This is a genomic window from Kitasatospora sp. NPDC036934, from assembly GCF_055608425.1.
This window is the reverse complement of the sequence record NZ_JBVJQR010000002.1, coordinates 134,042-153,720: the sequence shown is the minus strand read 5'-3', so window position 1 is coordinate 153,720 and position 19,679 is coordinate 134,042. Positions and strand designations below refer to the sequence as shown.

The 19,679-nt window shown below is 73.6% G+C and carries 15 protein-coding genes and 1 tRNA gene; 9 read left to right on the top strand and 7 right to left on the bottom strand.

Annotation, left to right across the window (positions count from 1 at the left end):
• Nucleotides 1-77 precede the first annotated feature (77 nt).
• The 4 genes from ACZ7BZ_RS03445 to ACZ7BZ_RS03430 all read left to right on the top strand — a co-directional run bounded on the left by ACZ7BZ_RS03445 (nt 78) and on the right by ACZ7BZ_RS03430 (nt 4,495).
• On the top strand, nt 78-656 hold the full coding sequence (locus ACZ7BZ_RS03445; protein ID WP_470356917.1) for a flavodoxin family protein: 579 nt from the start codon (nt 78-80) through the stop codon (nt 654-656).
• Between the two features lie 459 nt (nt 657-1,115).
• On the top strand, nt 1,116-2,240 hold the full coding sequence (locus tag ACZ7BZ_RS03440; protein WP_470356916.1) for an LPXTG cell wall anchor domain-containing protein: 1,125 nt from the start codon (nt 1,116-1,118) through the stop codon (nt 2,238-2,240).
• A 148-nt stretch (nt 2,241-2,388) separates the two neighbouring features.
• A complete protein-coding gene (locus tag ACZ7BZ_RS03435) occupies nt 2,389-3,615 on the top strand; it encodes a hypothetical protein (RefSeq protein WP_470356915.1) in 1,227 nt (408 codons plus the stop codon).
• Nucleotides 3,616-3,718: 103 nt separating this feature from the next.
• Nucleotides 3,719-4,495 carry a MerR family transcriptional regulator gene (locus ACZ7BZ_RS03430; protein WP_470357167.1) on the top strand — a complete coding sequence of 259 codons (777 nt, stop codon included), beginning with the start codon at nt 3,719-3,721 and terminating at the stop codon, nt 4,493-4,495.
• 121 nt (nt 4,496-4,616) lie between these two features.
• On the opposite strand, the gene ACZ7BZ_RS03425 is transcribed toward ACZ7BZ_RS03430, so the two are convergent.
• Nucleotides 4,617-5,699, bottom strand: coding sequence for a helix-turn-helix domain-containing protein (locus tag ACZ7BZ_RS03425; RefSeq protein ID WP_470356914.1), 1,083 nt, complete (start codon nt 5,697-5,699; stop codon nt 4,617-4,619).
• A 425-nt stretch (nt 5,700-6,124) separates the two neighbouring features.
• Here ACZ7BZ_RS03425 and ACZ7BZ_RS03420 point away from each other — a divergent pair, with 425 nt between their 5' ends.
• A complete protein-coding gene (locus tag ACZ7BZ_RS03420) occupies nt 6,125-6,640 on the top strand; it encodes an RNA polymerase sigma factor (protein ID WP_470357166.1) in 516 nt (171 codons plus the stop codon).
• The gene (locus ACZ7BZ_RS03415) at nt 6,637-8,043 is read left to right on the top strand and encodes a hypothetical protein (RefSeq protein WP_470356913.1); all 1,407 of its coding nucleotides are present in this window, start codon (nt 6,637-6,639) and stop codon (nt 8,041-8,043) included. The genes ACZ7BZ_RS03420 and ACZ7BZ_RS03415 overlap by 4 nt, the downstream gene beginning before the upstream one ends.
• A gap of 58 nt (nt 8,044-8,101) precedes the next feature.
• On the opposite strand, the gene ACZ7BZ_RS03410 is transcribed toward ACZ7BZ_RS03415, so the two are convergent.
• Together ACZ7BZ_RS03410 and ACZ7BZ_RS03405 are read right to left on the bottom strand one after the other, a co-directional pair.
• Entirely contained in the window at nt 8,102-9,601 is a 1,500-nt protein-coding gene (locus ACZ7BZ_RS03410) for an aminopeptidase P family protein (RefSeq protein ID WP_470356912.1), read from the bottom strand.
• Between the two features lie 124 nt (nt 9,602-9,725).
• The gene (locus tag ACZ7BZ_RS03405) at nt 9,726-11,162 is read right to left on the bottom strand and encodes a PP2C family protein-serine/threonine phosphatase (protein WP_470356911.1); all 1,437 of its coding nucleotides are present in this window, start codon (nt 11,160-11,162) and stop codon (nt 9,726-9,728) included.
• A 619-nt stretch (nt 11,163-11,781) separates the two neighbouring features.
• On the opposite strand from ACZ7BZ_RS03405, the gene ACZ7BZ_RS03400 reads away from it, so the two are divergent.
• A complete protein-coding gene (locus ACZ7BZ_RS03400) occupies nt 11,782-12,471 on the top strand; it encodes a bifunctional DNA primase/polymerase (protein ID WP_470356910.1) in 690 nt (229 codons plus the stop codon).
• Between the two features lie 217 nt (nt 12,472-12,688).
• On the opposite strand, the gene ACZ7BZ_RS03395 is transcribed toward ACZ7BZ_RS03400, so the two are convergent.
• From ACZ7BZ_RS03395 to ACZ7BZ_RS03380, 4 genes are all read right to left on the bottom strand, one after another.
• Nucleotides 12,689-13,672 (bottom strand): DUF5926 family protein, encoded by a 984-nt coding sequence (locus tag ACZ7BZ_RS03395; RefSeq protein WP_380454306.1) that lies wholly within the window; start codon nt 13,670-13,672, stop codon nt 12,689-12,691.
• Nucleotides 13,673-13,950: 278 nt separating this feature from the next.
• On the bottom strand, nt 13,951-14,538 hold the full coding sequence (locus tag ACZ7BZ_RS03390; RefSeq protein WP_470356909.1) for an ATP-binding protein: 588 nt from the start codon (nt 14,536-14,538) through the stop codon (nt 13,951-13,953).
• Between the two features lie 232 nt (nt 14,539-14,770).
• On the bottom strand, nt 14,771-15,595 hold the full coding sequence (locus ACZ7BZ_RS03385; RefSeq protein WP_470356908.1) for a glycerophosphodiester phosphodiesterase family protein: 825 nt from the start codon (nt 15,593-15,595) through the stop codon (nt 14,771-14,773).
• A 100-nt stretch (nt 15,596-15,695) separates the two neighbouring features.
• On the bottom strand, nt 15,696-17,099 hold the full coding sequence (locus ACZ7BZ_RS03380; RefSeq protein WP_380454312.1) for a purine-cytosine permease family protein: 1,404 nt from the start codon (nt 17,097-17,099) through the stop codon (nt 15,696-15,698).
• A gap of 348 nt (nt 17,100-17,447) precedes the next feature.
• Here ACZ7BZ_RS03380 and ACZ7BZ_RS03375 point away from each other — a divergent pair, with 348 nt between their 5' ends.
• Nucleotides 17,448-19,385, top strand: coding sequence for a S1C family serine protease (locus ACZ7BZ_RS03375; protein ID WP_470356907.1), 1,938 nt, complete (start codon nt 17,448-17,450; stop codon nt 19,383-19,385).
• A 63-nt stretch (nt 19,386-19,448) separates the two neighbouring features.
• Nucleotides 19,449-19,536 (top strand) — tRNA-Ser (locus tag ACZ7BZ_RS03370).
• Nucleotides 19,537-19,679 lie beyond the last annotated feature (143 nt).

The window sequence follows — 19,679 nt, the reverse complement described above, 5'->3', positions numbered from 1 at the left end:
CGGGCGCGGGCGCGGAATACCCGGCGCACGGCGCGTGCTCGCACGTCTGTCCGCAGCACCCGACCGGGGGAGTACCGATGACCGACCAGTCGTCCGGCGCCGAGGCGCCACGCCGTTTCCTGTTCCTCGACGCCGGCTCGCGGGTCGGCGGCAACACCGAACAACTCGCCCGGCTGGCCGCCGAGTCGAGCCTGCCCGAAGGCGCGGAGCAGCGCTGGCTGCGGCTCGACGACCACCCGCTGCCGCCCTTCCAGGACCTGCGGCACACCGTTGACGGCCGCTACCCGGAGCCGGCCGGCCACGAACGGACCCTGCTGGAGGCCACCCTGGCGGCCACCGACCTGGTCTTCGTCGCGCCGCTGTACTGGTACACGATGCCGACCAGCGCCAAGCTCTACCTCGACTACTGGTCGGCCTGGTTCCGGGTGCCCGGGGTGGACTTCCGCGCCGGGATGCGCGGGCACACGCTGTGGGACGTGACCGTCCTGGCCGGCCCGGCGGACAAGGCCGAGCCGCTGCTCGGCACGCTGAAGCTGATCGCCGAGTACATGGGGATGCGCTGGGGTGGCGCGCTGATCGGCAACGGCACCCGCCCGGGGGACGTCCTGCGCGACGAGCAGGCGCTGATCGAGGCCAAGTCCTTCTTCGCGGGCTGACCGGTCCGATCGGCCGGGCCGCCCCGCCCCGCCCCGCCGCGACCCGATCGACTGCCCCGACCCGCCGCGACCCGATCGGACTGCCCGCCCCGTCGCGACCCGATCGACTGCCCCGACCCGATCCGACCGAGCCGACCCCACCGGCCCGGCGGGTCGGCTCCCCCCGCGCCGGCCGGCCGACGCATTCCGGCCACCCGGAGCCGTCCGGTACCGTCCTCCCGGACGTGTACCCGTCACCCTGTGGTCATCTCCGACGCGGCACAAAAGACCTACCACGGGATGGAGTTGGGCGATTCGGGCGCGTCCGCCCCGCCCGTACGTCACAACCTGGCACCTGCCTTCCGGAGTGGCTGGATCGTTCGGTACTCTCCGTCGGACTTTCAGCTTCGCGGGGGTTCGCGGCGTCCACGGCCGCCCCTCGCGCCCCGGGCCTCGCCCGGACACTTCCGTGAGGTCTTCTTGTCCATACGTCGCAGTCTTGCCCTGGCCGGCGTCGCCGCGCTCACCTCCTCGCTGGTGCTCACCGGCGCCCAGGGCGCCATGGCCGTCGGCTCCACCGGCGCCCCGTCCGCCGCCTCTCCGTCCGCCGCGGCCCAGGCCGAGCAGGCGAAGCACCAGAGCCTCGACCTCTCGGTGCGGGGCGTCCCGGACACCTTCGTCGCCGGCGGTGACGCCCGCGTCTTCTCCTACCGGATCCAGAACTCGACCAAGAACGACTTCGTCGCCTTCCCGCTGCTGAAGTTCAAGAACAAGGCCGGCACGCTCAAGGCGAAGGACCTCAAGGTCGAGTACCAGCTGCCGGCCGGCCTGCCCGGCGGCGGCACCTGGCGGACCGGCTCGATCGCGCCCGGCGGCGGTGACGGCGACGACAGCGCCGTGCTGATGCTGCTCGGTGGCGTGAACGACGGCGGCCCCGCCGACGACGCGCTGCTCTACCTCGCCCCGGGCAAGCGGATCGACATCGACGTCCGGGTCTCGTTCACCAAGGACACCCCGCTGGGCAAGGCCGGCGTCGTGCCGGTGGTCTTCTCGGCCAACGCCGACGACGAGTCCGACAACGGCCACTTCAGCTGCGACGGGATCAAGGGCGCCGGCTTCACCATCAAGGCCGGTGGCGGGGGCAAGCCCAGCCCGACCCCCACCCCGACCAAGACCGGCAAGCCGAGCCCGACCGCCACCGCGTCGCCCACGCCCACGTCCACGTCCACCGCGACGGGGACCCCCACCACCGCGCCGACCACCCCGGCGCCGACGACTCCGGCCCCGGGCACCGCCTCGCCGTCCGCCTCCCCGACCGACTCCGGCTCCGGCGCGGCCACCGCCCCGGCCCCGTCCGGCAGCAGCACCGACGTCCAGCAGCCGATCGACTTCCCGGTGGACGTACCGAAGGTCACCCCGCCGAAGATCACCCCGGCCGGCGTCACCAAGGCCAAGACCGCCGCCGACAGTGCGGACAAGACCCTCGCCACCACCGGTGGCGGTGACGACACCACCGCGATCGCGGCCGCCGGTGGCGCCGTCCTGGTCGCCGGCATCGGCACCCTCGTGGTGCTGCGTCGCCGCAAGTCGGGCCAGCAGAGCTGACCTGGCTCTGACCCCCGGGCGCTCCTTCCGAGCGCTCCCCGTGCCGCCCGGCCGTCCCCTGGGACGGACCTCCGGGCGGCACGGGCCGGTCTCGTCCGTCACATAGGATGTCCGGCCGGAGGGGGCGGAACGGCGGGGAGAGGTACAGGTGCGGGGAGAACGCACGGCACGGACCACCACCGATTACGAGTCCGCGACCGGTCGGATCGCGGGCCTTCCGCTTCGTCGGCACCACGTGCTGCTGACGGCGTGGACGGTGCTCTGGTTCTTCCTGGTGGAGCCCAGCGGAGGCTTCTCCTGGCACTACCTGCGCCAGGGCGAGCAGCTGCTGTTCAGCAGCCAGCCCGACGGCGGCCTCTCGCTCTACGCCCACCACCCCGAGTTGCAGATCGGCCCGGTCAGCCTGGCCGCGGCCCGGCTCACCGCCCCGTTCTCGCCGCACGTCGGCCAGCTGGTCGCGGAGGCGGCGAGCGCCGGGCTCGGCCTGGTGATGCTGGTGCTGATCGGCCGCACCGCCGCCCTGTACTACCTCGGTACTGGCATCAACCACCGTCGGCTCCAGCAGCGGCTGCTGATCGCCGGGCTGGCGTTCATCCCGATGTGGGTCGAGGTGTCGGTCCGCTTCGCGCACCTGGACGACGTCCTCGCGCTGTTCTTCACCACCCTGGCCGCGCACGCGCTGGCCCGCGGCAAGCCCGTCCAGGTCGCGGTCTTCCTGGCCCTGGCGGTGGATTCCAAGCCCTGGGCGATCGCCTTCGCCCCGCTGCTCCTGGCGCTGCCCAGGCCCGCCTGGCTGCGCACCGCGCTGTGGTTCTGCCTGCTGGTCGCGATCGCCTGGCTGCCGTTCTACCTGGGCAACCTGGACACCATGGCGGCGGCCAAGTTCACCATCCCGAACCAGCCCGCCTCGGCGCTGCGCTGGTTCGGGGTCACCGACCCGGCCACCCCCTGGTGGGACCGCCCGACCCAGTTCGCGCTCGGCATCGGCCTCGGCTGCGTGGCCGTCTGGCGCGGCCGCTGGCCGGCCGTCGTGCTGCTCGGCGCGGACGCCCGGATCCTGCTCGATCCGAGCGTCTACACGTACTACACGGCCTCGATCCTGCTCGGCACCCTGCTCTGGGACGCGGTCGGACAGAAGCGGCTGGTCCCGTGGTGGAGCTGGATCGCGCTGGCCGCGCTGTACGGCGGCACGCTGTTGCTGCCGTCCGACTCGGCCCGCGGCTTCGTCCGGCTCGCCTTCGTGGTGGTCTCCGCCGTGTACGTGCTGATCTGGCCCACCCAGAAGACCCGTCGGCCCCGGCCGTCGGCCCGGGGCGGCGGGGAGGGGCGCCGCTGGGCGGCCCGGCGGCGCGAGCGGGAGCTGGTCGACGCCTGAGCTCCCGGCCGCACGGCAGGTCCCCTGCTTCCCGCCGGTACGGCTTGACCCTCACGCGGCGTGAGAGTCGAGTCTGGTGGTCAGCACCAGGGAGGAGTTCCGGATGAACCAGGACGAGGGCTACCCGGTCGGCGCCGTGGCGAAGATCGCCAAGGTGACCGTCCGCACCCTGCACCACTACGACGAGATCGGTCTGCTGTCCCCCGCGGGCCGCACCCGGGCCGGCTACCGCCGGTACGTGGACGCCGACCTCGACCGGCTGCAGCAGATCCTGTTCTACCGCGAGCTCGGATTCCCCCTGGAGGAGATCGCGGCGATCCTGGACGACGAATCGGTCAGCCCGACCGAGCACCTCCGGCGGCAGCACCGCTTGCTGACCGACCGGATCAGTCACCTCCAGGAACTCGCCACAGCCGTCGAACACGCCATGGAGGCACGCAGGATGGGCATTCAGCTGACCCCGGAGGAGAAGTTCGAGATCTTCGGCGAGGGCTACCGCGAGGAGTGGGAGCAGGAAGCCGAGCAGCGCTGGGGCAACACCGAGGCCTGGGCCGAGTCCCAGCGCCGCACCGGCGGCTACGGCAAGGCCGACTGGCAGCGGATCCAGGGCGAGATGACCGAGCTCAACACCCGCCTGGCCGCGGCCGTCACCGCCGGCGAGCCCGCCGACGGCACGGTCGCCATGGACCTCGCCGAGGCGCACCGGCAGCACATCTGCCGGAACTTCTACGACTGCACGTTCACCATCCACCGCGGGCTTGCCCGCCTGTACGTCGAGGACCCGCGCTGGACCACCACCTACGAGGAAATCGCCCCCGGCCTGGCGCAGTGGCTGCACGACGCCATCGTCGCCAACGCCGACCGGCGCGGGAACGCGTAGCGGCACCACACCGGCGCGGGAACGCGTGGCGGCACCGCACCGGCGCGGGAACGCGTGGCGGCACCGCACCGGCGCGGGAACGCGTGGCGGCACCGCACCGGCGCGGGAACACGGAGCGCCGCTACGCCACCCCGCGCCCGAAGGAGCGCCGGTACGCGGTCGGAGAGGTGCGCATCACCCGGCCGAAGTGGTGGCGGAAGGTCGCGGCGCTGTCGAAGCCGACCGCCGCGGCGATCTCCTCCACCGTCCCCTCCGGCGACTCCAGCAGCGCCAGACTGGCCGCGATGCGCTGGGTGACGACCCAGCGCATCGGGCTGGTGCCGTTGCGGGCGGTGAAGTGCCGCAGGTAGGAGCGGTCCGACATCCGGGCGGCCCGGGCCAGCACGGAGACGGTCAGCGGGTCGGCGAGGTGGTCCAGCGCCCACTGCATGCTGCGGGCGATCCCGTCCTCGTCCTCCTCGACCGGGCGGACCGCCGCCTCGACGAACTGGGCCTGCCCGCCGTCCCGGTGCGGCGCCACCACGAAGCGCCGGGCCACGCTGTTGGCGACCTTCGCGCCGTGGTCCCGGCGGATCAGGTGCAGGCACAGGTCGATGCCGGCCGCACTGCCGGCGCTGGTCAGCACGTCGCCGTGGTCCACGTACAGCACGTCCGGGTTGACCCGCACCCGCGGGTAGCGCTGCTGGAGCAGTTCGGCGTACCGCCAGTGGGTGGTCGCCTCCTTGCCGTCCAGCAGTCCGGCGGCGGCCAGCGCGAAGGCGCCCGAGCAGATCGACACGATCCGGGCGCCGCGCTCGTGCGCCGTCCGCAGCGCCTCGACCAGGCCGGGGGACACTCCCCCGGTCTGGGGGTCGGTAGATGTCCCCGCACCGCCGAAGGCGTTGCGCACTCCGGGGACGATGACGGTGTCCGCCGCCGCGAGCTCGGCCAGCCCGTGCCGGGCGGTCAGCGCGAAGCCGCCCACCGCGTCCAGTGCCGTCCCCGGCCGGTCGGCGCACACCTTCAGTCCGTACCAGGGCGCGGCCAGCAGCCCGCTCAGCTCGGGCCGCGCCAGGCCGAACACCTCGACCACCACACCGAGCTCGAACGGCGCCATGCCCTCGAAGGCGTACACCGCGACGTCGTGCACGGGCTCCGGTCGCCGGCCGATGGTGACGGCCACCGGGCGGGGCGGCACCGGGCCCCCGGTGTTCTGCTCGGCCATGCGGACCCCCTGCTCACGGGTGGCGGAATCCCGGTGAGTGTAGCCGTCGCGGCCGCCCCGGAACTTTCTTCGAACCCCCTTGCAACCTCCACCCACGCCGCACGTCCATCACTACGGGGGCGGAGGGAACCGGGTCGGACGCGGCTGCGAGGATCTCCCCGATCACGATCTTGATCAGGTTGCCTGACGGTCCGGCGGACACGCCGTCACCGTCCCGGGGGAAAGCAGAGCCGCACATGTCCATGGCCATCGGGCCGTTCGCCGCGCCACGGCGGAGCCGTGGCGTCTCCGCCCGTGGAGTCCGTGGAGTCCGTGGAGTCCGCGGAGTGGTCGTCGCGCTGTTCGGCGCGCAGGAGGCCGGTGAGCCGGACTCCCCGCTCACCACCGACCAGCAGGCGGCGCAGCGCCGCTCCGGCTTCCGGCTCCTGCGCGGCGGCCGAAAGCCCGCGGAGGACCGGCCCACCCTGACCGACCTGTACCACGCCCACCGGCTGGGCCTGGTGCGGATGGCCGTCCTGCTGGTGGACCACCAGGACCTCGCCGAGGACGTCGTGCAGGAGGCCTTCACCCAGCTCTACCAGCGCCACGGCGAGCAGCTGGACGACCTCGACAACGCGCTCGGGTACCTGCGGACCTCGGTGGTCAACGGCGCCCGCTCGATGCTGCGCCGCCGCAGGACGGCCCGGGAGTACGTGCCCCCGCACGAGCCCGACGCCCCCTCCGCAGAGGACCACGCGGTGCTCAACGACGAGCACCGGCGAGTCCTGGTGGCCCTGCAGGAGTTGACCTCCCGCCAGCGCGAGGTGCTGGTGCTGCGTTACTGGTCCGACATGTCGGAGGCGCAGATAGCCGAGACCCTGGGGCTCTCCCGGGGTGCCGTGAAGTCCACCGCCAGCCGGGCCCTGGACGCCTTGGAAAAGCACCTGGAGAAGGTTCGATGACCGACGAGTTCCCCCGCCCGGGCGGCGGTGACGGCGACGGGCCGGCCGAGACCCCCACGGAACGGCTGCTCCGCGAGGCGATGAACGCCCGTACGTCCCTGATCACCGCCCACGACCTGCGCCCGGCCGCGCCCCCGAGGACCCGCGTGCGGCGGTTGCGCCCGGTGTACGCGGTCACCGTGCCGCTGCTCGGCCTGGCCGCCGCCGCGGCGATCGGCGTGGTCACCCTGCACGGCACCCCGGTCGCCAAGCAGGACGTCCCGCCGCCCCCGGCCGCCAGCGTGCCGGCCTCGCCCAGTCCGACGGCCGCCCCCAGCCCGACGGTCACCCCCACCGAGACCGGCTCCCCGACCGCCGCCCCGGCGACGGACGTGCCGCTCGCCGACGACACCCCGTCCTCGCCCCCGGTCACCACCGGCGCCCCGACCGGCTCGGGGGGGAAGCCGTACACCTTCCAAGGCGTCAAGTTCAAGGTGCCGAACGGGTGGCGGGTCGTGACCGCAGGTGACTACCACCTCTGCGTCCTGAGCCCGGGAGCGCCTCAGGACACGGACTATTCGAACTGCCAGACCTATGGTGTGGAGATCTCGGCGTTCGACGGGGAGGCACCGAGCTGGCCCGCGACGGGTTTCCTCGACACCAGTGCGGGCTGGGGCAGTCAGCCCTACTGTCCGGTCTGGGGCAACCCCCACGCGGCCGCTGCCGGTGAACTGAACAGCGTCGGCCCGGTCAAGAGCACGCCCACAGTGGCCGGTCGTGCCGCGCTCAAGTCGCAGTGGCAGGTGACCTGCGGTGAGGCCTCTTTCAGGCCCCAGATGTGGGCCCTGCCCAAGGACCAGGTGTTCGTGACAGCGGTTGGTCTCAAGTCCGACTATCAGTCCGGTCTGACGTCGATCGTCAGCAGTCTCGACCTGAGCGGCCGCCAGGCTCCGCCGACGGACGCCGACAAGAACGACATCGCGGTCAGCTTCGACGGCCTCGCGGACGGCCAGCAGCTGGTGGCGGGCAGCACGGCCGTCACCTTCTCGGTGACGTACCGGAACACCAGCCAGAACACCTACGGCAAGTTGGAGCCACTGGTCGTCACGGACGCCTACCCGGGCTCGCCGCCGGCGCAGGTCGTGTGGGGCGGCAACGACGGAAAGATGGAGCGCCTGGACGGCGGCACCTGGAACCAGGCGCCGATGTCACCGGGCAGCGACATGGGTTACGCGGTGGCGAACCCCGCGTCCGTCTTCTCCCTGGCCCCGGGGCAGAGCAGGAAGGTCACCTACCGGATGACGGTGGGCGGCGGCAACGGCCCCGGGAACATGCCGGTGAAGGCCCAGGTGGTGCTGCCCTACAGCGGAAGCAATCTGACCACGCTCGGCCACCAGGACATCACGGTCAAGATCACCAAGTGACACCGACGGGCCCGGCCTCCCCATCCGAGGGAGGCCGGGCCCGTCACCGTGCGGAGGCTCAGGCCAGCGAGGCCATCCAGGCCTCGACCTCGTCGGCGCGGCGCGGCAGGCCGGCCGAGAGGTTCTCGTTGCCGTCGGCGGTGACGAGGATGTCGTCCTCGATCCGGACGCCGATGCCGCGGTACTCCTCCGGGACGGTCAGGTCGTCCTGCTGGAAGTACAGGCCGGGCTCGACGGTGAGCACCATGCCGGGCACCAGCAGGGCGTCGACGTGCTCCTCGCGGCGGGAGTGGGCGCAGTCGTGGACGTCCAGGCCGAGCATGTGGCCGGTGCCGTGGAGGGTCCAGCGGCGCTGCAGGCCGAGTTCGAGCACCTTCTCGACGTCGTACGCCGAGGCGTCCAGCAGGCCCCAGGCGAGCAGCCGCTCGGCGAGGACGCGCTGCGAGGCGTCGTGGAAGTCGCGGAAGCGGGCGCCCGGCTTGACCGCGGCGATGCCGGCCTCCTGGGCGTCGTACACCGCGTCGTAGATCTTCCGCTGCAGCTCGGTGAAGGTGCCGTTGATCGGCAGGGTACGGGTGACGTCGGCGGTGTAGAGGGTGTGGGTCTCCACGCCGGCGTCCAGCAGCAGCAGCTCGCCGGGGCGCACGTCGCCGTCGTTGCGGACCCAGTGCAGGGTGGTGGCGTGCGGGCCGGCCGCGGCGATGGTGCCGTAGCCGACGTCGTTGCCCTCGACCCGGGCGCGGCGCCAGAAGGTGCCCTCGATCCAGCGCTCCGAGGTGGCGACGGCCTGGCCGAGCTCGCGGACCACGTCGGTGAAGCCGTTGACGGTGGCGTCGCAGGCGGCGCGCAGCTCGCCGATCTCCCACTCGTCCTTGACCAGCCGCAGGCCGCTCAGGAACTCCTTGAGCCCGGCGTCCTCATCGGCGTCCAGGACGTCGGCGAGCACGGCCTCCAGGCCGGCGTCGTAGCCGCGGACGATCCGGGTCGGCACGGCCGGGTCCTTGGCGCGCTCGGCCAGCTCCTCGGCGGCCTTGCGGACGTCGCGGGCGGGCAGGCCGAGCAGCTGCTCCTGCTCGCTCAGGCTGTGTCGGCGACCGACCCACAGCTCGCCGTAGCCGTCCAGCCAGAACTCGCCGTTCTCGCGGTCCGAGCGGGGCAGCAGGTACAGCGCGAACTCGTGGCCGGCGTCGCCGGTCGGCTCGCCGACCAGCACCGCGTCCTCGGTCTGGTCGCCGGTGAGGTGCACGTACTCGCTGGCGGCGCGGAAGTTGTAGTCGGTGTCGTTGGAGCGCACCCGCAGGTTGCCGGCCGGGACGACCAGTCGCACGCCGGGGTGGGCGGCGGACAGCGCGGCGCGGCGGGCGGCGGCGTACCGGGCCTGGGCGATCGGGGCGAGGCCGTGCAGCTCGGTGTCGGCCCAGCCGGACTTCATCGAGGCGGACAGCTCGTCCGAGATCTCGCCGTAGAGGCCGTTCTTGCGGCCCTTGAACTGCTGCGGCTCCTCGCCGCCCTCGGCCTCGGGGTTCTCGGCCACCGCGGGGGTCCGGTCCTCGGTCACGTGCAACGCCTCCTTGGGGGTGGTACCGCCGCCCTCGGGGGAGGTGTCGGGTCGCGACACGCGCGGGCGGCCGTGCGTCCATGGTACGGACGCCCGGCCGCTCGCCCGTCGGGGGTTCGTACGCCTACTCGAAGCGCGCGGCCAGCAGCATCAGGTCGTCGGTGGCCGGGGCGCGGTCCGGGAGGGGGCAGACGGACAGCAGGTGGGCGCAGAGCCGGTCCGGGTCGATCCGCACGTCGCGCGGGGCGTCGGCGGCGGCCCGGCGCAGGTTGGCCTGGCCGGCGTGCAGGGTCGGGCCGCACCGGCGGGCCAGGCCCTCGGTGTAGAGCAGCAGGGTGTCGCCGCGCTCGGCGGTGAACTCGACCCCGGGGGCCTCCCAGCAGGCCAGCATGCCGAGCGGGGCGGAGAGCGAGGTCTCGACGAACTCGGCGCCCTGCCGGCCGACCAGGACGGGCGGGCAGTGCCCGGCGCCGGCCAGGGTGATCCGGCGCTCCTGGGGGTCGACCCAGGCGTAGACGGCGGTGGCGGTGCGGGTCGGCTCGGTGGTCTTGAGTAGCAGTTCCAGGTCGCCGAGGACGGAGACCGGGTCCTCGCCCTCCAGCACCGCGTACGCCCGCAGCGCGGCCCGGACCCGGCCCATCGCGGCGGCCGCGCCGGGGGCGGAGGCGGGGCCGGCGCCGGGGCCGTCGCCGGAGACGGAGCCGACGGTGAGGCCGATGGTGCCGTCCGGCAGCGGGATGGCGTCGTACCAGTCGCTGCCGCTGGAGCGGTCCAGGCCGGCCGAGACGAGCCGGACGGCGAGCCGCAGCCCGGCGGCCTGGGGGAGGTGGTCGGGCAGCAGGCCGCGGCGCAGCGCCTCGGTGGTGCGCCGGGTGCGTTCGGCCTCCAGCTGCTTGGCGAGCAGCTGGGCGGCGATCTCGCTGTAGTGGCGGGCGAGTTCGCGCTGGCAGTCGGTGGGTTCGGCGGGCCGGTCGAAGAACCAGACGGCGGCGGCGAGCGGGCCGTCCTCGGCGGTGGCGAGCGGGAGGCCGTAGGCGCCGCCGAGGCCGAGGTGGACGGCGAGTTCGCGCAGCCGGCCGCCGATGTCCGGGTCGTCGGCGAGGTCGCGGGAGTGGAGCTGGTCGGGCCGGTCCTGCTCGCGCAGCAGCCGGGCGAGCAGGCTCTGTTCGGTCGGGACGGTCTCCAGGGCGCCGAGGCTGGCCCGGTCGAGGCCGAGGCCGACGGGCTGGCCGGAGCCGCCGCCGGGCAGCAGGGTGACCAGGACGCCGCGGCGGGCGCCGAGCAGGTCGGCGCCGGAGGCGAGGACGGCGTCCAGGGTGGCGGTGAGGCCGCGGGTGCGGGCGAGCCGTTCGGTGTGCTCGTGCAGGCTGGTGATATCGGACAGACGTCCGGCCAAACGGTCCTGCAGCGTGGTGGACGGGGCCGTGGTGCCCTCCGCGGTGTCGGCGAGGGCCGGCCGGCCGGGCGGGTCGAGGACGGTGAGCCCGCCTGCGCAGCCGGGTTCACCCGGCTCTGCGGTCGGCGTCGACGGGTGGGACGTCGACGGGTGGGACTTGGTCATGCCGCCACTCCTGACGCGGTGCTACGTGCCATGCGGAACCCCCAGATACGGCCGATGTGGAGCGAGCACGGCCAAAGGGCCCGTTTCGCCTCGATTCGCTACTACTCGTCATTGATCGACAGCAATGCCACCACTTCTACACAGGCCATTCGGGGCATGTCCAGATCCAGGACGACGCGGTGGCCGGTTCCACCTCGGAGCGACCCGGTCGGAGGGCGTGCACGGTTCGTGCGCGCGCCGGTCGCGGCCGCAGGCATGGAGCGAGCCGCGAGCGGGCAGAACGGATGGGACGGGCCGGGCGGCCGTCCGGATCGTATGTCCGCGCCGCCCGCGTTCCGGGCTGGCCGGAAGTCTCTCACTCGTACGGTGGAACCAAGCGCGCCCGGGCGGCGTCCATCCGGTCGCATACGGGATTCTCGTTCCAAGGGCTGTTCCAGTGCGCGGCCCTTCTCATGTCGTGCTCCACACCGTGCTCCACGTCGTAGCCGCGCCGTCCGCCATGCCGCCCGCCCCCGCTTCGCGCCGTCCGGGGCCGTGCCGTCGCGGGCCCGCGTGGCGAGTCCCGACGGACGTCGGTGGGGCGGAGCGAACCGAGCGGTCAGGGAAAGGAACGAGCGCCATGCGTGAGAACCCGAAGAGCCCGAAGAGCCGGTCGCAGGAGTCGCAGGAACCGCAGGAGTCGTCCGCCCGGCTGGAAGCGGCCCTGACGGCCGCCGTCGAACACCGCTGGCCGGTGGTGCCCGGCACGGTGCTGCGCGGCGGCCGTTGCTCCTGCGGGGAGCCGGACTGCCCGGTGCCCGGGGCCCACCCGCACGATCCCTCGCTGCTGGCCGCGACCACGGACGCCCGGATGGTCCGCTGGTGGTGGGAGCGGCAGAGCCCGGACGCGCCGGTGCTGGCCGCGACCGGTTCCGCGGTCTCGGCGGTCAGCCTGCCCGCGGCGGCCGGCGCGCGGGCGCTGGTCTACCTGGGCGCGCTGCGTCTGCCGCTCGGCCCGGTGCTCGCGATGCCGGGCCGCTACGCGCTGTTGGTGGCCCCGTACTCGCTCGACGCCCTGGGCGAGATGCTCGCCCAACTCCCCTGGGTTCCGGGTTCGTTGCGCTACCACGGGCCGGGCGGCTTCCTGCCGCTGCCGCCGGGGGGCGGGGCCGTCGGGGTCCCCCCGGCCGGAGGCTGGGGGAGGGTGCGCTGGGTGCTGGCGCCGCGACCGGCCGTGTCCGGTGGGGTCTGGTTGCCGCAGGTCGGGCCGCTGCTGGGGGAGTTGGTGGAGGCGACGGTCCGGCTGGACAGCGGGCGCTCGACGTACTGACTGATCGCCGGTTCGTGCCGGACTCCGGGCCCGGTGGTGCGGGGCGTTCCGGAAAACAAAAGATCCGGCCGCTGGCGACGGGGGATGCACCAGCGACCGGACTCTTTAGACAGTAACAAGGATCCGCGCTCGCGCCAATTTCCAAGACGCCCTCCAGGCCCGGAAATTGCGCTTCCATGGCGACAATGTGACGCGTATCACCCGGATCCAGCGCGCTTTAGTTCAAGGTGACCTGACGGTTCACCAGGTTGGCGCGGGCGCGCCGCTCCTCGGCGGTCAGCGGGGTCGGGTCGGCGAGCACGGCGGCGAGCCGCTCGCCGAACTCGGCGGCCGGCTTCTCGCAGTCGGTGGCGGTCATGGCGAGCGGGAGGTCCCACACCGGGACGGTCAGGCCGTGCGCGCGGAAGGAGCCGACCAGGCGGGTGTCCGCGCCGAGCGAGGCCTCGCCGGCGGCGTTCAGCCGGGCCAGCGCGTCCAGCAGCTGCTCCTCGGGCACGGTCATCACCCAGCGCAGGTGGTTCTTGTCCGGGGTGCCGCACCAGTACGCGGCGTCGACGCTCGCGAGCTTCTCGGTCGGGATGGCGGAGGCGTTGGCCCGCTCCAGCGAGGCGGCGACCTCGCCGCTGGCGGTCTCGGCGTCCTCCAGCCAGAACTCGAAGCCGGTGTGCACGGTGGGCGCGAACGCGGCGGTGGTGTCCAGCAGGTCCTGCAGGCGGCGGCCGCCCGGCACGGTCCGGCGGGCCGGGACGGGGCTGCCCGGCTCGGTGGCCAGGGCCAGCTCCAGGGCGTCCGCGAGGTCGCGGCTGAGGTCGCCGGAGGACGACTGGGTCTGCAGGCCCAGCAGGATCGAGCCGTCCGCGCGGCGCAGGGCCGGCCAGGCCAGCGGCAGCACGGTGGCCAGGGTCACCGACGGGACGTCGCCCTCGGCGGTCCCGGCCACCCCGGCGGCCAGCGTCAGCGGCACCGTGGCGGCGGGCACCAGCTCGCGCAGCGCGACCCAGTCCGCCTCGCCCGACAGGCCCTCGAACGGGCGGTGCACCAGCTCCTGCACCGCGTGCGAGGCCTCCCGGCCGTGGCAGGCCTTGTAGCGGCGGCCCGAGCCGCAAGGGCAGTCCTCGCGGGCCCCGACCACGGGGATCTCGCCCGTGACGGCGGTGGTGGACTGGCGCTGCGGCGCCTTCTTGGCGGCCTTCTTGCCCATGCTGCGGCTCTCCCGGGGACGGTGGTCCTTTTCACCGGGAAGCCTACTGACGTTCCACCGGCGTGCGGGAACGCGCTGGGGCGGATGCCGTGCGCCTGGGTGTCCGTCCTCCGGCTAGGGTCTGTCCGGCGGATCTCGCCGGGCGCACGACGCCGGGCATCCCGCCTGGACGCACGCCTGAATCGCCCACGTGCGCCAAGTACGAGGACGACTCGGGTGCACGCCCAGACGGGCGCCCAACGCCGCGCGCTGATCCGCCGCGATCCGCCGGACAGGCCCTACGCGCTGCGGGCGGTGTCACCCCCGGTGCGCCGGGCGTGCCGGGCACGGGCGGGCAGCGCCGCCCAGACCGTCACCTCGCCGGGCGCGTCCCGGACGCCCCAGTCGCTGGCCAGCTGGTCGACGATGGCCAGGCCGCGGCCGCCGCGCGAGGTCAGCGAGGGGCTGGCGGGCAGCGGCCGGGTGGCCGCGCCGCCGTCGGTGACCTCCAGGGTGAGCACGCCGTCGGCGTGCATCTGCCAGCGGACCAGCACGCCGCCGTCCGGCTCGGCCGCACCGTCCTCGTGCTCCCGGTCGCCCGGTGCCGGGTGCGTCCCGGAGGGGACGCCGACCAGCACCTGGTCCACCACCTCGGCCCGGGCGCTGCGGCCCAGGGCGGGCAGCGGGCCGAGCGGACGGGCGTATCGACAGGCGTTGCTCAACAGTTCGGAAAGGATCAGAACAGCATCATCGATGACCGGTTCCGGTATCTGCCGGTCACCCAGATCTCGACGCAGTCGGCGCCGTGCGACCCCGACACTCGCTGGGCCGTGCGGCACTGCCATGGTCGATGAAGTCGGCACTTCACGCGCCACCATCAACGCCACCCCCGGACCTCCTTCAGCGTATGCCGAGGGATGGATGCCCCTTGGTAATGCGTCGGAAACGACCGGCGGAGGATCCCGCGAGCCCATTTCGAGCGGCGCGACTCAGGGTCGACAAGAGGTCATTCCGTGCTCACCCTCCGTCGCCCGAAGGCAAGAATTCCGGCAATACCGTGCGCGGAAGGTTTGATTGCCGACCAGGGGGATCGGGTACGGCGGTGTTCCCGGAGGAGGATCACCGCCCGAGCTGCGCCAGTACCTCGGCGGGCCTGTTGGTGATGATCGCGGACACCCCGAGCTCCAGGCACAGTTCGACGTCGGCCGGCTCGTCCACCGTCCACACGTGCACCTCGTGGCCCAGCTCGCGCAGCCGGGGCACCAGCTGCGGCTTGGCCTTGATCAGTTCGATGCCCGGGCCGGCGATCCGCGCCCCGCCCGGCAGCGGCTGCCCCGGGCGGAGCCGGCCGAGCAGCGGCAGCATCCGTTCGATCAGGAACACCCGCCGGTAGTCGGGCGCGGCGGCGGCCACCCGGTTCAGCGCGATCGAGGAGAAGCTCATGATCCGGGCGGACGGGCGGTCGCCCTCCCGGACGGCGCTGATCTTGAACCGCTCCAGGGCCCGCAGCAGCTCGGCCTCGACCCGGCCGCGGAAGCGCACCGGGTGCTTGGTCTCGATCGCCAGGTCCACCGGGCGGCCGTAGTCCACCACCAGCTCCAGCAGCCGCTCCAGCCGCAGCACGCCGCGCAGCTCGGGGTCGGTGCTGGGCCGGCCGGTCTTCCAGGCGCCGAAGTCGTACGCCTCCAGCTCGGCCAGCGTCATCGCGGAGACGGTGCCCCGGCCGTCGGAGACCCGGCCGATCCGGCGGTCGTGCACGCAGACCAGGTGGCCGTCGGCCGTCACCCGGACGTCGCACTCGACGGCGTCCGCGCCCTCGTCGAGCGCGCGCCGGTACGCCGCGAGGGTGTGCTCGGGCATGGCGTGGGAGGAACCGCGGTGGGCGATCACCTGGACGGAGGGCGCGGTGCGCGCCGCGGCCGGGGGCAGGTCTGGGCTGGTCACGGCCTCCACGATAGGGGGCGCGGGTTACGCGGAGGCGAAGCCGGTCCCAACCTGCGGGGCCGGCTCCGCCTCCGGGGACTCGGCGGGATCCGGCGGGGACTCAGCCCCGCGCGGTGCGGCGGGTCAGCGGGGTGAGCGCCCAGGTGGCCAGCGCCGGCACCAGGAAGGCGAACAGCGAGGCGGAGGTCCACTGCTGCGGGGTGAAGTGCAGCGCCTCCTGGGCGGAGGTCCAGAAGTCCACCCACCAGTCGGCGACCGCGGTCGGCGCGATGAACTGGTAGACCGCGAAGCCCAGCACCCAGGGCAGCAGCATCAGCCAGCGGGACGGCGCCCGCTCGGAGAGGTCCCAGCCGTGCCGGCCGGCGCCGAAGAAGTAGTCCACCGCCAGCACCGCCAGCAGCGGCACGAAGACCGAGCCGATCAGGCCGAGGAAGTTGCTGTAGGTGTCGGTGAACCGGTCGATCCGCAGCGCCAGCACGGTGATCAGCACGCCGATCCCGCCGCTCAGCACCCGGCGGTCCACCCGCGGCAGTAGGTTCTGCAGCGACATCGCCGTCGAGTAGACGTTGGCGAAGGACTGGTCGGTCTCGCGCAGCACCAGCACCAGCAGGAACAGCCAGCCGGCCCAGACACCGAGGAAGGAGTCGAAGATCCGGTTCGGGTCGCCGTCGGACTGCAGCAGCGCCATCAGACCGAGCACGTAGCACCAGACCTGGGCGACGGTGTAGCCGGAGAAGCTGCCCCAGAACGCCGAGCGCGGGGTGCGCGAGTGCCGGGTGTAGTCGGCGGCCATCGGCACGAAGGAGATCGACACCGCGATCATCGCGTCGGTGGCGCCCAGGAAGCCGTGCCAGTTGCCCGCACCCGGGTCCGGCACGCCCTGGCGGCCCAGCTGGACGGTGAAGTACACCATCGCCACCGCGACCGCGCCGGCCACGAAGCGGCGCAGCACCGCGATCGAGCCCAGCGGCCAGATCGTCAGCGCGGTGGTCAGCGCGCCTGCGAGCAGCACGAACAGCCAGCGGTAGCCGGTGGTGTGGGCGACGGTCTGCGCGCCCGCCGAGATGGTCAGCAGCTCGAACACGCCCCAGCCGATGCACTGGACGATGTTCAGCACGGTCGGCAGGTAGGACAGCCGGGTGCCGAACAGGCCGCGCAGGTTGGCCATCGCCGGGGCGCCGGTCCGGGCGCCGATCAGCGCGGCCACGCCGAGCATCGCGGTGCCGACCGCCGTACCGGCCACGATCGCGGTCACCGCGGCCGCCAGCGACAGCTCGCTGCCCTTGGCGCCGAGCACGGTGGCGGCGGTGGAGAAGCCGATCAGGCTGACGCCGAGGTTCATCCAGAGCGCGAAGTGGTCCCGGAAGCGCAGGGTGCGCGGCGGCTCGGTGTCGAGGACCAGCGGCGCCTCGACCCGGTGGTCGAGCAGCGCGGTCGCGGCGGGGGCGGGGAAATCCTCGGACGCGGGCGCGCCCGGAGAAGAGGATGGCGAAGCAGGCGGCATGGCCGATACTCCCTACGCCGGCATTACCCGGACAGGTTCCGGCGGTCAGCGCCCCCTCGACGGCCCGCCGGTCACTCGCCTGGCGTACGGTCGACATGCGCACTCTCAGCCTGGTTGGTCCAAGCTCCCGCGTGTCAGTTTGGAGCGACAGGCTAACCGGCACGGGTACGAACGCCAAAGGCCGGTGGGTGCGCGGTCCGCATCGCGGGACGCCCGGCGGGGGTGGGGAGCCCGGTCGTCGGAGGCGGCTAAGGATTCTTATGAGTTCTTCAGAGGGGTCCTTACGGCAATCGAATCGTCGGTGCGAAAAACTATGGTCCTTGGTTCTGTCAGCTATGGAGGTCGTCCGTGAGCACCGAGCGCGAGGTTGGGCCCACCGGGCCGCAGGGGGAGCAGCCCGCCGGGGCCCCGGAGGCGGCGGCCGCCGTTTCCGACGGCACCGCTCAGGGCGGTCACAAGCCGACGATGGCGTTCAGCCGGGTTCCGGAGCCGGCCGCCGAGCCGGTGGCCGAGCCGACGGCGGCCGACGCCCCGGCCGAGGGCGCGCCCGCCGACAGCGGTCACCAGCCGACCATGGCGTTCAGCCGGGTCCCGGAGCCGGCCGCCGAGCCCGTGGCCCAGCCGGTCGCCGAGGCGGCGGACGCGGCTCCGGCCGGGGGCGGGCACAAGCCCACCGTCGCCTTCACCAAGGTCCCCGCGCCGGAGGCCCCGGCGGCGCCCGCCGCCGAGGAGCCGGCCGTCGACCCGGTCACCGGCTACATCGACGCCCCGCCGCCGGTCCTGCCGCCCGCGCCGCCCGTCGCCCCCGCCCCGGCCGTGGCGCCGGCCGCGCAGGCCCCCGCCCCGGCCGCGCCCGCGCTGCCGCCGGGCACCCCGGGCACCAACCCGTACGCGACCCCGAGCCACGGCGTGCCCGCCGCCGGCGCCCAGGAGGGCTACGGCGTCCCGGCCGCCAACGCGCAGGAGCCGTACGGCGCCCCGGGCGCCGGCGCGCCCGCGGCGCAGGGCCACCACCCCTTCGGTGCCGGCCAGCCGCTCGGCGGCTGGGGCGCCGGCCACGACGCCGGCTCCGGCGGCGCGGGCTACCCCGGCGGCCCGGGCGGCCCGCTCGGCTACCCGGCCGAGTACCCCGGCGGCCCGACCGGCCCCGGCGGCCCGCGCAAGAAGCGCGGCGGCCTGGTGGCCCTGCTCGCGGCCGTCGCGCTGGTCGCCGGCATCGCGGGCGGCGCGATCGGTGTGGTCGCCACCGACCACGCCAACAGCAGCCCCTCGGCGGACGACCACCGCAGCACCACCGTCCAGGCCAGCAACACCCAGAGGAACGAGCCCGCCCCCGGCTCGATCGCCGGCATCGCGCAGAAGGCGCTGCCCAGCGTCGTCACCATCAAGGCGCAGGGCAACGGCGAGTCGGGCACCGGCACCGGCTTCGTCTTCGACACCGAGGGCCACATCCTCACCAACAACCACGTGGTCGCGCCGACCCTCACCGGCAGCGGCGGCAAACTGACCGTCAAGTTCGCCGACGGCACCTCCTACAGTGCCTCGGTGCTGGGCCACGCCGAGGGCTACGACGTCGCCGTGGTGAAGATCGACAACCCGCCGAAGAGCAAGCTGGCGCCGCTGCCACTGGCCGACTCCGACAAGGTCAACGTCGGTGACGCCACCGTGGCGATCGGCGCGCCGTACGGCCTGGAGTCCACCGTCACCAGCGGCATCGTCAGCGCCAAGGACCGCCCGGTCGCCTCCGGCGACGAGACCGGCTCGCAGGCCTCGTACATGAACGCCCTGCAGACCGACGCCTCGATCAACCCCGGCAACTCCGGCGGCCCGCTGCTCGACTCCAGCGGCGCGGTGATCGGCATCAACTCGGCGATCCAGTCCAACGCCTCCGCCAACGGCCGGGCCGGCAGCATCGGCCTGGGCTTCGCCATCCCGATCAACCAGGCCAAGTGGGTCGCGGACACCCTGATCAAGACCGGTAAGCCGGTCTACGCCAAGCTCGACGTGCTGCGCAACGACGACTACAAGGGCGACGGCGCGCAGATCCAGACCAAGGACATCCAGGGCCAGCCGGCCGTCACCCCCGGCGGCGCGGCCGACAAGGCCGGCCTCAAGCCGGGCGACGTCATCACCAAGCTCGGCGGCGCCCCGATCGAGAACGGCCCCGCCCTGGTCAGCCGGATCTGGACGCACAAGCCGGGCGAGACCGTCGACGTCGAGTACACCCGCAACGGCCAGACCATGACCACCAAGGTCACGCTCGGCCAGCGGGACGGCGATCAGTGACCCCGGTGCACACGGAATCGTGTGCACCGAACCCCGCCGGACCCGTTAGGCTGACCTCCGCCTGGAGAGCTGCCCGAGCGGCCTAAGGGAACAGTCTTGAAAACTGTCGTGGCGTGACCCGTCACCGTGGGTTCGAATCCCACGCTCTCCGCTGGTAGGGGAACCACACCTGCTCAGGGCGGGTGCCGACATCGTTCGGCACCCGCCCTCGGTGTTTCCCCGCTCGGCCCGTCCGGCGGGCGGGCGGGCACCTCGGGCCGCTGGTGCCCGGTGGCGCGCCGGCCTCTCATCTCC